This is a genomic window from Blastococcus sp. CT_GayMR20 (assembly GCF_004570345.1).
This window is the reverse complement of record NZ_SPQM01000006.1, coordinates 1-13,875: the sequence shown is the minus strand read 5'-3', so window position 1 is coordinate 13,875 and position 13,875 is coordinate 1. Positions and strand designations below refer to the sequence as shown.

Genomic DNA, 13,875 nt, shown 5'->3' with positions numbered 1-13,875 from the left:
CTTAGGCTCGGAACCATCATGAGCAGCCTCTCGGACCGCCTCACCCGCGGCTCGGCGTCCAGCCCGTCCCAGGTCGAGCACGCCCGCCGCCTGGTCGCCGACTGGCAGCTGCTCGCCGATCTCGCCTTCGCCGACCTGACGCTGTGGGTGCCGCTCCCGACGGGGAGCTGGTGGTGCGTCGCGCAGGTCCGGCCCCTGACCGCGCCGACCAGCCGTCCGGAGGACCTGGTGGGCACCGAGGTCGACGGGGTCGTGGCCGAGCCGTTCGTGGTCGCGCACAGCGAGGGCCGGCCGGTGACCGAGGGCGAACCCGACTGGTCGGGCGTAGCCCCGCGGCGGCGCGAGGTGATCCCCGTGCGCCACGACGGCGTCCCGGTGGCCGTCCTGGCCAAGGACACCAACCTGGCCGTCACCCGGTCGCCGTCCACCCTGGAGCTGACCTACCTGGACATCGCCGCCGACCTCTGCCTGATGGTCTCGTCGGGCAGCTTCCCGCCCCAGAAGCTGCAGGACGCGGAGGTCAGTCCCCGCGTGGGTGACGGCCTGGTCCGCCTGAACAGCCACGGCCGCGCGACCTACGCCAGCCCCAACGCGCTGTCGGCCTACCGGCGGATCGGCGTGGCCGGCGACGTCGTCGGCGCCGACCTCGCGGAGCTGACCCGGGGCGCCTCGGCCGACCGCGTGGCCGGGGAGGCCGTGGCGGCCGGCATCGCCGCAGCTGTCGCCGGCCGGTTCCCCGATCCGATGGACGTCGAGGGCGCCACCGCCACGATGCTGCTGCGCGCGCTGCCGCTGCGGCCTCCCGGCTCCGAGCCCGGCGCGCTGGTGCTGGTCCGCGACGTGACCGACGTCCGGCTGCGGGACCGCGCGCTGCTCACCAAGGACGCCACCATCCGCGAGATCCACCACCGCGTGAAGAACAACCTGCAGACGGTCGCGGCGCTGCTCCGCCTGCAGGCCCGCCGGATGACCGAACCGGCCGCCCGAGCGGCGCTGGAGGAGTCGGTGCGCCGGGTGGCGTCCATCGCCGTGGTCCACGAGACGCTCGCCGGCAGTCGGGAGGACGTCGTGGTCGTGGACGACGTCCTGGACCAGGTCTTGCCCATGCTGGGGGACCTGACGTCCGTCGGGCCGGCCGCGCACACGCGGCGCACCGGCTCCTTCGGCGAGCTCCCGGCCGCCGCGGCGACGCCGCTGGTGCTGGCGATCACCGAGCTGCTGCACAACGCCGCCGAGCACGCCTTCGAGGGGGTCCCGGGTTCGATCGAGCTGATCGCGGAGCGGACCGGCGACGACCTCGTCGTCCGGGTGCGGGACAACGGCCGCGGGCTGCCCGAGGGCTTCGACCCGGCCGGCAGCGACGGGCTGGGCCTGCAGATCGTGCGCACCCTCGTCACCAGCGAGCTCGGCGGCACCCTCGCGATGGGCACTCCTACCGACCAGCCGGGCACGGAGGCGGTGCTGAGGCTCCCCGGGGTCGGCCTGCCGCGGAGGTGAGCAGTGTGCGCTGATGGGCAGTTCCAGCGGCCAGAACTGCCCATCCGCGCACATCGTCGCCACACACAGCCGAGGCCGGCCCGGGGGATCCCGGACCGGCCTCGTGGCGGTTCGTCGTGCGGTCGTGCTCCGGATCAGGCGGTGCGCACCCGGGTACGAGCCTGACGGCGCTTCAGCGCACGCCGCTCGTCCTCGGAGAGCCCACCCCAGACCCCGGAGTCCTGGCCCGAGCGCAGTGCCCAGTCCAGGCACGACGACACGACCGGGCAGCGCTGGCACACGGCCTTGGCCTGCTCGATCTGGACGATCGCCGGGCCGGTCGTCCCGATCGGGAAGAACAGCTCGGGGTCCTCGTCCCGGCAGAGCGCGCGGTGGCGCCAGTCCATGGCTTCGTACTCCTCGGTGTCGTTTACGGTTGCTATCTCAGTCGCCGGCCTCGGACCGCAGTGCAGGGCCGACACCGGTTGCCCAGCGCTTTGGCTCAGCGACTTCGAGCGTTGTCCTCACCGGCGAAGTTTTGTTACCGGCAAGTTGCGTTCACGTGCGATGTTTTCACGACGAGGACGCCTGTCAAGCAGATCGAGGCCGTCGTTCGACCCCTCGTGAGCAAGCTCACCACGGGCGTGCTAGGCCCGCCACTCGACGGAACCACACACCGGTGCGGGACGTTGACAACCGTACTGCGACGTGCGTGAGAGCCCCAGCGGGATTTCTCAGGCGACGACGCGCAGAGCGGCGGGAACGTGCGTCAGCCGCAGTCCTGTCGCGGTGCCGAGATGGTCGCCGTCCACCTGCCAGCCCTGCGGACGGGAGGCGGTGAGCGACAGCTCCTCCAGGTCGTGCCACCGGTGCACGCCGCGCCCGCGGGCGTCGGGTTCCCGCGCCAGGGTCTGGCGGAGCGTGTGCAGCATCCGGAGCGGACCCATGCGGCCCATCGCGAAGACGTCGAGGCCGCTGTCGAACGAGGCCTCGGGGGACGGGTTGACCGGTCGCGCGCCGAGATAGGTCCACGGGCTGACGTTGGAGACCAGGCAGAGGAACAGCCCCTCCAGCGGCGGCTGACCCGGCAGCTGGAGCGTCATGGCCGGCCGCCGGCGTTCCCGCCCCACCAGGAAGGCGCTGGTCGCCTCCCGGACGTAGAGGGCGCCGGTGGAACGGCGGCCCCGCGCCCGCTGCGCCTCGACGCGCGCGATGACCTCGGCGTCGAAGCCCAGGCCGGCGGCGAAGACGAACCAGCGCGGCGGCGTCCAGTCGTCGTCGTGCCGGGCGGCGTCGGCGTCGGCGTCGGCGGCTGCCGTCGCCGGGTCGCCGCCCTCGACCGGTGCGGCGCTGCAGCCCGAGGCGCTCGCGGTGCCGAGGGAGACCAGGCGGGTCCGGCCGGCGCGCAGCGAGTCCAGGATCTCCGCGGTCGCCTCGATCGGGTCGCGGGAGCGGCCGATCGCGCGGGAGAAGACGTTCGTCGACCCGCCCGGCACGACGGCGAGCATGGGCAGGTGCGGGGCGGGGCCCTTGTCGAGGATCCCGTTCACGACCTCGTTCACGGTGCCGTCGCCGCCGACGGACACCAGCAGGTCGATGCCCTCGGCCGCCGCCTGGGCGGCGAGCTCCCGCGCGTGGCCGCGGTGGTTGGTCTGGACGACGTCGAGCTTGAGCTCGCTGGCGAGAGCGCCGACGAGCACGTTCCGCATCTTCTCCGTCGTGGTGGTGGCCGCAGGGTTGACCACCACGAGCGCGCGCATGGACGCCAGGCTAACCAGCCGCGACGCTTTTCCCCGGGAGGAAGGGCGCAGGAGCAGCGTCCGTGCCCGCGTAATCTCGCCGTCGTGACGGAGCAGAGCGGTGCAGCGCCGCAGCCGCCCCGCAGGGCGCTGGACCGGTTGCTCGGTGCCGCGGCCGAGCCGCCGGCACCCCGGCCCGAGCGGTCGCGCCCCGAGGCGCCGCGCGCCCTGAAGTGGGCGGCCGCGGTCGTCGGCCTGGAGGCGGCGCTCATCGCGATCGGCGCGCTGGTGCTGCTCTGGCTGACCGTGACCAGCTCGGCGGACAGTGTCTCCCGCGCGCTCGCGGAGGTGGTGATCGTCGCCGGCGGTGCCGCGGCCCTCGCGGTGGCCGCGACCGGGCTGTGGCGCGTGGCGAGCTGGGCTCGCGGCCCGGTCGTCGTCCTCCAGCTGCTCCTGGCCGCGCTGGCCTACACGACCGCGTTCGAGGCGGAGCAGCCCGCGATCGGGTTGCCCGTCCTCCTCCTGGTGGCCGCCGAGCTCTACCTGCTCGCCACGCCCGAAGCTCGCCTGGCCTACCTGGAGCGTTAGACCAGATCGATGACGTCTGCGATCGAGTCGAGGATCCGGCTCGGGCGGAACGGGAACCGGCTGACGTCGGCCGCGGCCGTGGAACCCGACAGCACCAGCACGGTCTCCAGGCCGGCCTCGATGCCGGCCACCACGTCGGTGTCCATGCGGTCGCCCACCATGATCGTGGACTCCGAGTGCGCCTCGATGCGGTTCATGGCGCTGCGGAACATCATCGGGTTCGGCTTGCCGACGAAGTAGGGCTCCGCGCCGGTCGCCCGGGTGATCATCGCCGCGACCGAGCCGGTCGCCGGCAGCGGACCCTCCGGCGACGGGCCGGTGACGTCCGGGTTCGTGGCGATGAATCGGGCGCCGCGCCCGATCAGCCGGATCGCCCGGGTGATGGCCTCGAACGAGTACGTGCGGGTCTCCCCGAGGACGACGTAGTCGGGGTCGGTGTCGGTGAGCGTGTAGCCGACCTCGTGGAGCGCGGTGGTCATCCCCGCCTCACCGATGACGTAGGCGGAACCGGCCGGCAGCTGCGTGGCCAGGAAGTCCGCCGTCGCCAGCGCCGACGTCCAGATCGACTCCTCGGGCACCTGCAGGCCGGCCCGGACCAGCCGGGCGGAGAGGTCGCGCGGCGTGAAGATCGAGTTGTTGGTCAGCACCAGGAACCGGCGCTGCTTCTCGACCAGCCGCTCCAGGAACTCCGCGGCGCCGGGCAGCGCCTTCTCCTCGTGGACGAGGACGCCGTCCATGTCGGTCAGCCAGCACTCGGGCGGCGTGCGCTCGGTGGTCATGGGGTCCTCCGGTCGTCGGCGAACGTGCTGAGGGCCTCGTCGGTGAGGCGGAAGACGGTCCAGTCGTCCATCGGGACGGCGCCGGCCGCCTTGTAGAAGTCGATCGAGGGCGCGTTCCAGTCCAGGACCGACCACTCGAGGCGGGAGTACCCCCGCTCGACGCAGACGGCGGCGAGGGTGCGCAGCAGCTCCCTGCCCAGACCGGTGCCGCGGTGGCCGGGTGACACGTAGAGGTCCTCGAGGTAGATGCCGTGGGTGCCGCGCCAGGTGGAGAAGTTGAGGAACCACAGCGCGATCCCCACGACCTCGCCGGGGTGCACCCCGTCGTCAGCTGTTGCCACGTGCCCGAACAGGGCGGGGGAGTCGCCGAACAGCACGGCGGTCAGCTGCTCCTCGGTGAGCCGCACCTCGTGCAGCGCCCGCTCGTAGTCGGCGAGCTCGCGGACGAGCCCCACGACGGCCGGGACGTCGTCCGGACGGACCGGTCGCACCGTCATGAGAGCACCTCCTTGAGCCGGTCCGGCAGCAGCCGGCCCAGCGGCGACACGATCGGGACCAGCACCGGCGCCAGCAGGTAGCCGTAGGCCAGGGCGATGCCGGTCCACACCGGATCGATCACGAGGCCGATGACGATCACGAGGGCGGCCGCGATCAACCCGTACGGCCGGCTGCTCTTGGGACTGACCAGCGACCGGAACGACCGGAAGCGGATGTTGGTGACCATCAGCAGCGCCGGGACGACGACGACCAGCAGCACCCACAGGCGGTCGCGGCCCTGCATCTGGTCGCCGAACGCGAACACCGACGCGATGACCACGCCGGCCGCCCCCGGACTGGGCATGCCGATGAAGTACCGCTTGTCGGCCGTGGGATCGATGGTGGTGTTGAAGCGGGCCAGCCGGATCGCGGCGCAGGCGACCCAGATGAAGCAGGCCACCCAGCCGAGCGGGTCCCACTCGTCGCGGCCCTGCGAGAACACCGTGAAAGCCAGCAGCGCCGGCGCGAGACCGAAGGAGACCAGGTCGGCCAGCGAGTCGAACTGCAGGCCGAACGGGGTGACGGCGCCGACCAGGCGCGCGACCGCGCCGTCGGTGATGTCGAAGACCACCGACAGGCCGATCAGGACGGCGGCGAGATCGTGGTCACCCCGGATCGACACCAGGATCGCGAAGAACCCGCAGAACATGTTGCCGAGCGTGAACAGGCTGGGCAGCGTCGCCAGAGCGCGGCGCCGGGTGCCGCGGACGGAACCGCGGACGAACTCGACGGTCGCCCCGCGCCGGGTGGGTGGCACGCGCGACCTCCTCAGCCGGCCGCGGGCCAGCGGGCGATGACGGTCTCGCCACCGCGCACGCGCTGCCCCTCGGTCACGGTGATCGTGCACTCCGGCGGCACGAAGACGTCCATCCGGGAGCCGAACTTCATGAGGCCCATCCGCTCGCCGGTCGCCAGGCGCCGGCCCGGCCCGGTGCGGGTCACGATCCGCCGGGCCAGGACGCCGACGATCTGCCGGAAGACCACGGTGCGGTCGCCCTCGCGCAGCCACAGCTCGCTGCGCTCGTTCCGGTGCGCCGACTCCTTGCGGTAGGCGGCCAGGAAGCTGCCCTTGCGGTAGGAGCTCTCCACGACCTCGCCGCGGTAGGGCGACCGGTTGACGTGCACGTCGACGACGGAGAGGAAGACGCTGACCTGCTGCCAGTCGCCCTCGGGCGCCACGTCGGGCTGCGGTTCGCCGGCGACCATGACGACGCCGTCGGCCGGGGAGAGCACCTCGTCGGGGTCGGGCGGCACGGCGTCACAGCGGCGGTCGGGGTCACGGAAGAACAGGGCCATGTAGGCGGAGAGCCCGAGAAAGGGCCACGCGGCCCACCGTCGTCCGGCCGCGAGAGCGAGAGCCGCAGGGGCCAGGGGTCCGGTGATGAAAGGCCACCCGGCCCGGTCGATGCGCATGGTGGCCAAACGTTACCGGCCGGGTCCCGGGCGGCTCCGGACGTCCGGCTCAGACGGGCGCGGAGGCGCGGTCGGGGTCGGCGCCCTGCTCGCTGTTGCGCCCTCGCGGGGGCCCGCCGTACCAGTCGAGGCAGACCATCGTGGCGTCGTCCTGCAGGTCGCCGCCGGTGGCCCGGAGGATGGCCGACCCGAGCTCCTGCACGACCTCCCGGGGGTGCAGGTCGGCGCTGGCGGCCAGCGTGGCGGCGACGTCGAGGTTGACGGCGTTGCGCTCCTGCATGCCGTCGGTGAGCAGCACGATCCGGTCACCGGGCTCCAGCGGGAACTCCTGGACGTCGAAGCCCTTGCCGGGGACGACCCCGAACGGCGGTTCGATGCCCAGCTCGACCTCCTCGACCTTCCCGTCGCGCAGCCGCAGCGGGAACGGGTGACCGGCGTTGACGATCGTTGCGGTGCCGGTGTGCAGGTCGACCCGCATGAGCTGGCCGGTGACGAACTGCCCGGCAGGCGCGTTCTCGGCGAGGGAGTCGTTGGCGTACATCGCCTGCTTGCCGAGGTCGAGGCCCTTGCGGCGCCCGTTGCGCAGGCTGCCGACCAACAGCGTCGCCAGCAGGGCCGCCGACACCTGGTGACCGACCGCGTCGGTGATCGACACCTGGAGGGAGTCGCGGTCCAGGGTGTAGTCGAAGGTGTCCCCGCCCACCGAGCTCGCCGGCTCCAACCAGCCGGCGAGGGTGAACTGTCCCGCCTCGCACGTGTAGGAGGCCGGCAGCAGCCGGCGCTGGATCTCGGCCGCCAGCGCGAAGGGCGTCGAGCGCTGGCCCCACTCGAAGACGTCGGTGTGCCGGCGGGCGGCGATGACGACGTAGGCCAGGGCGTGCGCCGCGCTCCCGATGTCGGAGATCTCCTGGGGGGAGGGGTGGCGCGGCAGCGTCAGCTCGAGCAGCCCGATCGCGTCCCCGCGGTCGGTGACCGGGACCAGCATCCGGGCGAAGCCGTCGTCGAGCGGCCGCACGTCGGCCCCCTGGGTGCGCAGCACGCGCTCGTACAGCGTGCCGGGCAGGGGCAGGGTCTCCGCCTGCTCGATGCCGTGGCTCCGGGCGCCCTCCACCCGGTCCGTCGACGTCAGCCGGACGACGGCCCGTCCGGTGAAGTCGGTGATGAGGAGGCTGACCTCCCGGGCGTCGACCATCTCGCCGAGCGAGGCGGCGACTGCCTCGACGGAGTCGATGGGGGCCGCGGCCTCGACCTTCTCCAGGAGCGCGCCGACGTCGATCATGTAACCCTCCGAGCCGCGCATGCGGCGAACCCTAGGCGCAGCGGAAGGATCGACGCGGTCGTCGCGCCCGCAGAGAAGACGACGCTGCCGGACCGCCCGTGTATGGGTGGCCCGGCAGCGACGGGGAGAAACGTGAGAAATCAGGCAGCGGCCTTGGTCTCCCAGAAGATCTTGTCGATCTCGGCGATGTAGTCGAGGAGCTTCTGGCCCTCGGCCGGGTCCATGCTGCCCTTGCCGCCGGCGGCGCCGGCCTGCTTGGTGGCCTTGTTGAACAGCTCGTGCAGCTGGGGGTACTTCTCGAAGTGCGGCGGCTTGAAGTAGTCGGTCCACAGCACCCACAGGTGGTGCTTGACCAGGTCCGAGCGCTGCTCCTTGATCAGGACCGCGCGCTGACGGAAGACCGGGTCCTCGTTGCCCTGGTACTTCTCCTGGATGGCCTTGACGGACTCCGCCTCGATGCGGGCCTGGGCCGGGTCGTACACGCCGCAGGGGAGGTCGCAGTGAGCGGTGGCCTCCACGGCGGAGAACATGCGGGTGAAACGCATGGACGTGCCTCCGGATGTCGTGGGGTTGGGTCGTCTGCGACCCTACTCGCGGTGATCGACAGCGACAGCGCGGGAGAAGCCGTTCCCGGACCCGGCAGCGCCTGGACCATGGCGCGGATCACCGGCCCGTCGATGTCCCCGACCGTCCGCCACGGCGACCGGCTGCTGGTGCGCCGTGTCCGGTCGGCAGCGGCCGTCCGGCCGGGGGACGTCGTCCTCGCTCGGTTCCCCGCTCGCCCCGACCTGCTGGTCGTGAAGCGGGTCCTCCGGCCGGTGCCGGGCGGCCACTGGGTCGAGGGGGACAACTCCTTCGCCACCGAGGACAGCCGGTCCTTCGGCGCCGCAGTGGTCGTCGGACGCGTCGTCTGCCGGCTCTGGCCCCGCCCGGGCAGGCTGCCGCAGGGGCCACCCCATTAGGCTCCCGTGTCCATGAGCGGCAGTCCGGGTTCAGGGCACGACCAGCAGCCCGATCGCTTCGCCGACGATCCCGCGTTCGCGGTGCACGAGGGCGGCAAGCTGTCGGTCACGCCGACCCGCTCGATCGACTCGATCGCCGACCTCGCGCTGACCTACACCCCGGGCGTCGCCCGCGTCTCCAGCGCCATCGCCGCCGAGCCCGAGCTGGCCCACCGCTTCACCTGGGCGCCCCGCGTCGTCGCCGTCGTCTCCGACGGCACGGCCGTGCTGGGTCTGGGCAACATCGGCCCGGTCGCCTCCCTGCCGGTCATGGAGGGCAAGGCCTGCCTGTTCAAGGAGTTCGGCGGACTCGACGCCGTCCCCATCGTGCTGAGCAGCACCGACGTCGACACGATCGTCGAGACCGTCGCCGCGATCGCGCCGTCCTTCGGCGGGATCAACCTGGAGGACATCAGCGCTCCGCGCTGCTTCGAGATCGAGGCCCGGCTGCGCGAGCGGTTGTCCATCCCCGTCATGCACGACGACCAGCACGGGACGGCGATCGTCGTCCTGGCGGCGCTGCGCAACGCGGCGAAGGTCGTCGGCCGCGAGCTCGGCGACCTCCGGGTGGTGGTCGCCGGAGCGGGTGCGGCGGGCGTCGCCTGCACGAAGATCCTGCTCGGGGCCGGCATCGGCGACATCTCGGTGGCGGACTCGCAGGGCGTGCTGCACGCCGGCCGGGAGGGCCTGACGCCGATCAAGCAGTGGCTCGTCGAGAACACCAACCGGTCGGGGTACGCCGGCACCATGATCGGTGCTCTCGCAGGCGCCGATGTCTATCTGGGGCTGTCGGGCGGTTCGGTCCCCGAGTCGGCGATCGCGTCGATGGCCCCGAACTGCATCGTCTTCTCCCTCGCCAACCCCACGCCCGAGGTGGATCCGGAGATGGCGGCCCGCTACGCCGCCGTCGTCGCCACCGGCCGCAGCGACCTCGCGAACCAGATCAACAACGTCCTCGCCTTCCCCGGGATCTTCCGCGGCGCCATCGACGCCGGCGCCACCGCGATCACCGAGGAGATGAAGCTCGCCGCCGCGTCGGCGATCGCCGGCGTCGTCGGGGACGAGGTGCGGGCGGACTACGTCGTGCCCAGCCCCATGGACGACCGCGTGGCCCGGGCCGTCGCCGACGCCGTCGCCACGTGCGCGCGGGAGCAGGGCATCGCGCGCTGACCTCGGCGGCGGTCGGTGCACTAATCGCCCTTCACGTTGACCAGCTGGCGCAGGGTGTGCCGCACCTCCACGAGATCCTTCGCGTCCTCCATGACGACGTCCACGGGCTTGTAGGCAGCAGGGATCTCGTCCAGGAAGGCGTCGCTGTGCCGCCACTCGATGCCCTGCATCGACTCCTCGAGCTGGGCGCGGGTGAAGGTCCGCCGCGCCTGGTTCCGCGAGTACGCCCGCCCGGCGCCGTGGGGCGAGGAGTTCAGCGACAGCGGGTTGCCCAGGCCGGCGACGACGTAGCTCGCCGTCCCCATGGAACCCGGGATCAGGCCCGGCTGCCCCTTCCTCGCCTCGATCGCGCCCTTGCGCGACACCCAGAGGTCGACGCCGTCGTGGGTCTCCCGCTGGGTGAAGTTGTGGTGGCAGTTCGTGACCTCGAGGCGAGGGGTCTCGTCCGCGCGCATGTGGACGGCGAGGCAGCCGGCCACCCGGTCCATCATCTCCTCGCGGTTGAGCAGGGCGAAGTGCTGCGCCCACCGCAGCTCGGCGATGTACCGGTCGAACTCCGGCGTCCCCTCCTCGAGCCAGGCGAGGTCACGGTCGGGCAGGTCCAGCCGCTCGCGCTCGGCCCGCTTGCGGGCGATCGCGATGTGCCGCATGGCGATCTTGTTGCCCACGCCCCGGCTGCCGGAGTGCAGGAACAGCCAGACCCTGTCCTGCTCGTCGGCGGTGACCTCGATGAAGTGGTTCCCCGAGCCGAGGCTGCCCAGCTGGAGCTGCCAGTTCGGGGTCGCCCCGGTGACCGCGGGCAGCACGTGGTCGCCCAGCTCGGCGGCGAGCTCCTCCAGCTCCGCGGCCCGGCGCTTCGCCGACTCGGTCAGCCTCTTGTTGTACTTGCCGGCCGACAACGGGACGGCGCGCTCGATGTCGCCCCGCAGCGGCGCGAGCGAGCCCCGGGCGCGGACCTCCTCGACCGTCCACGGGGTGCGGACGGCGATCATGCCGCAGCCGATGTCGACGCCGACAGCTGCCGGGATGATCGCGCGTCTGGTCGGCAGCACCGAGCCGACCGTCGCCCCCTTGCCCAGGTGCGCGTCGGGCATGAGGGCGACGTGGGGTGCGATGATCGCCAGGGAGGCGGTGTTCTCGGCCTGCCGCCGGGTGACGTCGTCGAGGATGCTGGCCCAGTTCAGCAGTTTGTCGGAGAGGCGTTCCACCGCCCGATTCTGCGGGCCGTGCGACGCGCTGGCGACCGGATTCAGCCGAGGCTGAGGATCCGGTCGACCAGGGGGTCGAGGGCCGTGCGGGCCTCGGTGTTGAGGTAGACGAAGACCGCGATCGCCACGATGAAGGCGGGCACCAGCACCGCCTTCTCCAGCACCGTGCCGGTCCGCATGGGCGAGAACTTCAATCGGGTGCGCCGGACCAGCCACAGCACCGGCAACGGGATGCCTGCGTTGGTAAGGGCGTCGCCGGCGATGTGGGTGAGCACGCCCAGAGCCACGGCCCACGGCAGCCATGCCGGTTGCGGGCTGTGCTCGAGGAGCCACCAGGCCCCTGCCCACGACAGCGCGACGTTGCCGATGATCGTCGTCTCCGTGTTGCCAGGGATGACGAAGTGCAGTGCGTGGAGCGCCAGGCCGATCGCCAGGGCCATCAGCAGCAGGCTCGCCCAGTAGGTGTCCGCGGCGAGCATCGCCAGGCCGCCGAACGCCAGCGGGGCGAGCACCGCGTCGTGAGTGCCCCATCGGTGTCCGCCGGTGACCTTGCCGACCAGCCCGGACGGGACGTCGGTGACCGGACCCCACATGTCCGAGACGGTGGAGCCCCGGTGGTCGAGGTCGGGGAGCATCGCGAACCCGCCGGCGGCCGCGACCCAGGCGACCTGCGCGACGGTGCCCTGGATGGGTGCCCACGGCAGCGTCGCCGCGCCCGCGGCGAGGCCGGAGAGGGCATGCGAGTGACCGAGCACGGTCAGAGGGTGACGTCCCTGCGGCGCCAAGCCCGGTAGGCGCGCCCGGGAGCCGCCCTGCGAGGGCGGAGCGCAGCGACGGGCCCGGAAGGTCCTCACCGCGACCCGCGGCAGGGCTCAGCTCAGCCGGGGGACGGCACCTGGCCGCGGTGCGATCCGGAGGATCGCAGTGTCATTCGTCCGGGTCGGCGCCGCCGCGGGCGAGCCAGGTGGCCAGCCGCTCGACGGGCACCTCGAAGTCGGGGAACTGGTCCACGAACGCCTGCATCTGGTCGGCCAGCCAGGCGAGGGTCACCTGCTCCTCGCCCCTCCGGTCGGCCAGCTCCTCCAGCCCGCGATCGGTGAAGTACACGTCAGTCCGCGAAGGCCTCTGCGACGAGCTGGCGCTGCTCGACGTCGTGCACCTTCGCCGAACCCACGGCCGGGCTGGCCGAGGCCCGCCGGCTGACCCGGCGGAACGTCCGGCCCTCCGGCAGGTGCTCGGGCAGGTTGACGGCCATGAACTGCCAGGCGCCCATGTTCATGGGCTCCTCCTGGACCCAGACCACGTCGGTCGCGTTCGGGTACCGCTCCAGCTCCGCCCGGATCTGCTCGGCCGGCAGCGGGTACAGCTGCTCGACCCGCACGACGGCGACGTCCGCGGTGCCGTCGGACTCCCGCTGCGCCATCAGGTCGTAGGCGACCTTGCCGCTGCAGAGCAGCACCCGCCGCAACGCGGCGTCGTCCAGGGGCTCGCCGCCGACACCGCTGTCGGGCAGGACCGGACGGAAGCCCTGCTCCGTGAAGTCCTCGACCGCGCTGACGGCGGCCTTGGCCCGCAGCAGCGACTTCGGCGTGAACACCACCAGCGGGCGGTGCACGTCCGACAGCGCCTGACGGCGGAGGAGGTGGAAGTAGTTGCCCGGCGTCGTGCAGTTGGCGACGGTCATGTTGTTCTCCGCCGACAGCTGCAGGAACCGCTCGATCCGGCCGCTGGAGTGGTCCGGGCCCTGGCCCTCGAGGCCGTGCGGCAGCAGCATCACCACGCCGGAGCGCTGGCCCCACTTGGCCTCGCCGGAGCTGATGAACTCGTCGATGACCATCTGGGCGCCGTCGACGAAGTCACCGAACTGCGCCTCCCAGAGGACGAGCGCCTTCTGGTTGGCGACCGAGTAGCCGTACTCGAAGCCCAGCGCGGCGTACTCCGACAGCAGGGAGTCGTAGACGAAGAACTTGGCCTGGTCCTCGGTGAGATTGGCCAGCGGCGTGTACTCCGCACCGGTCTCCCGGTCGATGAGCACCGAGTGGCGCTGCACGAACGTGCCGCGGCGGGAGTCCTGCCCGGCGAGCCGGACCGGCACCCCCTCCATGAGCAGCGACCCGAACGCGAGCAGCTCGCCCATCGCCCAGTCGATGCCGCCCTCGCTGGCCATCGCCGCGCGCCGCTCCAGCATCTTCTGCAGCTTCGGGTGCGGGGTGAAGTCCGGCGGGAAGGAGACGTGCGCGTCGCCGATGGTCTTGAGGACCTCCGGCGTGATCGCCGTCTTCACCTGCGACTCCTGCGCCGTGCGCGGGTCCATCACGGGCTCGGGCTTGGACGTCTCCTGCGCGTCGTGCGTCTCGGCGAAGGCCCGCTCGAGCTGACCGCGGTAGTCCTTGAGGGCCTCCTCGGCCTCGGCCAGCGTGATGTCCCCGCGGCCCACGAGCGCCTCGGTGTACAGCTTCCGGACCGAGCGCTTGCGGTCGATGATGTCGTACATCAGCGGCTGGGTCATCGACGGGTCGTCGCCCTCGTTGTGCCCGCGGCGGCGGTAGCAGACCAGATCCACGACGACGTCCTTCTTGAACGCCTGGCGGTACTCGACCGCGAGCCGCGCCACGCGGACGCAGGCCTCGGGGTCGTCGCCGTTCACGTGGAAGACCGGCGCCCCGATCATGCGGGCGACGTCGG

Annotated in this window: 16 protein-coding genes; 4 read left to right on the top strand and 12 right to left on the bottom strand. The window is 72.2% G+C overall.

The window, feature by feature from the left end; all coding sequences use genetic code 11:
* The first annotated feature begins 18 nt into the window (after positions 1 to 18).
* Positions 19 to 1,497, top strand: coding sequence for a sensor histidine kinase (locus tag E4P40_RS02695; RefSeq protein WP_135157131.1), 1,479 nt, complete (start codon positions 19 to 21; stop codon positions 1,495 to 1,497).
* 134 nt (positions 1,498 to 1,631) lie between these two features.
* On the opposite strand, the gene E4P40_RS02690 is transcribed toward E4P40_RS02695, so the two are convergent.
* Both E4P40_RS02690 and E4P40_RS02685 read right to left on the bottom strand, forming a co-directional pair.
* Positions 1,632 to 1,883 (bottom strand): WhiB family transcriptional regulator, encoded by a 252-nt coding sequence (locus E4P40_RS02690; RefSeq protein WP_135157129.1) that lies wholly within the window; start codon positions 1,881 to 1,883, stop codon positions 1,632 to 1,634.
* A 327-nt stretch (positions 1,884 to 2,210) separates the two neighbouring features.
* Complete coding sequence (locus E4P40_RS02685; RefSeq protein ID WP_135157128.1) at positions 2,211 to 3,236, bottom strand: diacylglycerol kinase family protein; 1,026 nt, start codon at positions 3,234 to 3,236, stop codon at positions 2,211 to 2,213.
* 84 nt (positions 3,237 to 3,320) lie between these two features.
* Between E4P40_RS02685 and E4P40_RS02680 the strand changes: the two genes are divergently transcribed.
* Positions 3,321 to 3,803 (top strand): hypothetical protein, encoded by a 483-nt coding sequence (locus tag E4P40_RS02680; RefSeq protein WP_245160101.1) that lies wholly within the window; start codon positions 3,321 to 3,323, stop codon positions 3,801 to 3,803.
* Here E4P40_RS02680 and E4P40_RS02675 read toward each other — a convergent pair.
* From E4P40_RS02675 to sodN, 6 genes are all read right to left on the bottom strand, one after another.
* Complete coding sequence (locus E4P40_RS02675) at positions 3,800 to 4,582, bottom strand: HAD-IIA family hydrolase (protein WP_135157126.1); 783 nt, start codon at positions 4,580 to 4,582, stop codon at positions 3,800 to 3,802. The genes E4P40_RS02680 and E4P40_RS02675 overlap by 4 nt on opposite strands.
* Positions 4,579 to 5,079, bottom strand: a complete 501-nt coding sequence (locus E4P40_RS02670) for a GNAT family N-acetyltransferase (RefSeq protein WP_135157124.1) — start codon at positions 5,077 to 5,079, stop codon at positions 4,579 to 4,581. The genes E4P40_RS02675 and E4P40_RS02670 overlap by 4 nt, the downstream gene beginning before the upstream one ends.
* Positions 5,076 to 5,876: a CDP-diacylglycerol--serine O-phosphatidyltransferase gene (gene pssA, locus E4P40_RS02665; protein ID WP_245160100.1), complete on the bottom strand. Its 801-nt coding sequence runs from the start codon at positions 5,874 to 5,876 to the stop codon at positions 5,076 to 5,078. Before pssA ends, E4P40_RS02670 begins: the two co-directional genes overlap by 4 nt.
* A gap of 11 nt (positions 5,877 to 5,887) precedes the next feature.
* Positions 5,888 to 6,532, bottom strand: coding sequence for a phosphatidylserine decarboxylase (locus E4P40_RS02660; protein ID WP_135157122.1), 645 nt, complete (start codon positions 6,530 to 6,532; stop codon positions 5,888 to 5,890).
* A 49-nt stretch (positions 6,533 to 6,581) separates the two neighbouring features.
* Positions 6,582 to 7,832: a PP2C family protein-serine/threonine phosphatase gene (locus E4P40_RS02655; protein ID WP_135157120.1), complete on the bottom strand. Its 1,251-nt coding sequence runs from the start codon at positions 7,830 to 7,832 to the stop codon at positions 6,582 to 6,584.
* A 119-nt stretch (positions 7,833 to 7,951) separates the two neighbouring features.
* Positions 7,952 to 8,356, bottom strand: coding sequence for a superoxide dismutase, Ni (gene sodN / locus E4P40_RS02650; protein ID WP_135157118.1), 405 nt, complete (start codon positions 8,354 to 8,356; stop codon positions 7,952 to 7,954).
* 51 nt (positions 8,357 to 8,407) lie between these two features.
* Between sodN and E4P40_RS02645 the strand changes: the two genes are divergently transcribed.
* Positions 8,408 to 8,773 (top strand): S26 family signal peptidase, encoded by a 366-nt coding sequence (locus E4P40_RS02645; protein ID WP_245160099.1) that lies wholly within the window; start codon positions 8,408 to 8,410, stop codon positions 8,771 to 8,773.
* A 12-nt stretch (positions 8,774 to 8,785) separates the two neighbouring features.
* Positions 8,786 to 9,982 carry an NADP-dependent malic enzyme gene (locus tag E4P40_RS02640; RefSeq protein ID WP_135157116.1) on the top strand — a complete coding sequence of 399 codons (1,197 nt, stop codon included), beginning with the start codon at positions 8,786 to 8,788 and terminating at the stop codon, positions 9,980 to 9,982.
* 20 nt (positions 9,983 to 10,002) lie between these two features.
* On the opposite strand, the gene E4P40_RS02635 is transcribed toward E4P40_RS02640, so the two are convergent.
* The 4 genes from E4P40_RS02635 to E4P40_RS02620 all read right to left on the bottom strand — a co-directional run.
* Positions 10,003 to 11,190 carry an RtcB family protein gene (locus E4P40_RS02635; RefSeq protein ID WP_135157114.1) on the bottom strand — a complete coding sequence of 396 codons (1,188 nt, stop codon included), beginning with the start codon at positions 11,188 to 11,190 and terminating at the stop codon, positions 10,003 to 10,005.
* Between the two features lie 41 nt (positions 11,191 to 11,231).
* Positions 11,232 to 11,945 carry a metal-dependent hydrolase gene (locus E4P40_RS02630; protein WP_135157112.1) on the bottom strand — a complete coding sequence of 238 codons (714 nt, stop codon included), beginning with the start codon at positions 11,943 to 11,945 and terminating at the stop codon, positions 11,232 to 11,234.
* Between the two features lie 172 nt (positions 11,946 to 12,117).
* Positions 12,118 to 12,297 carry a DUF6104 family protein gene (locus E4P40_RS02625; protein WP_135157109.1) on the bottom strand — a complete coding sequence of 60 codons (180 nt, stop codon included), beginning with the start codon at positions 12,295 to 12,297 and terminating at the stop codon, positions 12,118 to 12,120.
* Position 12,298: 1 nt separating this feature from the next.
* The coding region (locus E4P40_RS02620) for a multifunctional oxoglutarate decarboxylase/oxoglutarate dehydrogenase thiamine pyrophosphate-binding subunit/dihydrolipoyllysine-residue succinyltransferase subunit (protein ID WP_135157107.1) at positions 12,299 to 13,875 on the bottom strand (1,577 nt) is incomplete at its 5' end.

Coding starts and splice junctions, on each gene's coding strand:
- E4P40_RS02695 (WP_135157131.1), top strand. CDS start 19: ATGAGCAGCCTCTCGGACCGCCTCACCCGCGGCTCGGCGTCCAGCCCG.
- E4P40_RS02690 (WP_135157129.1), bottom strand. CDS start 1,883: ATGGACTGGCGCCACCGCGCGCTCTGCCGGGACGAGGACCCCGAGCTG.
- E4P40_RS02685 (WP_135157128.1), bottom strand. CDS start 3,236: ATGCGCGCGCTCGTGGTGGTCAACCCTGCGGCCACCACCACGACGGAG.
- E4P40_RS02675 (WP_135157126.1), bottom strand. CDS start 4,582: ATGACCACCGAGCGCACGCCGCCCGAGTGCTGGCTGACCGACATGGAC.
- E4P40_RS02670 (WP_135157124.1), bottom strand. CDS start 5,079: ATGACGGTGCGACCGGTCCGTCCGGACGACGTCCCGGCCGTCGTGGGG.
- E4P40_RS02660 (WP_135157122.1), bottom strand. CDS start 6,532: ATGCGCATCGACCGGGCCGGGTGGCCTTTCATCACCGGACCCCTGGCC.
- E4P40_RS02655 (WP_135157120.1), bottom strand. CDS start 7,832: ATGCGCGGCTCGGAGGGTTACATGATCGACGTCGGCGCGCTCCTGGAG.
- sodN (WP_135157118.1), bottom strand. CDS start 8,356: ATGCGTTTCACCCGCATGTTCTCCGCCGTGGAGGCCACCGCTCACTGC.
- E4P40_RS02640 (WP_135157116.1), top strand. CDS start 8,786: ATGAGCGGCAGTCCGGGTTCAGGGCACGACCAGCAGCCCGATCGCTTC.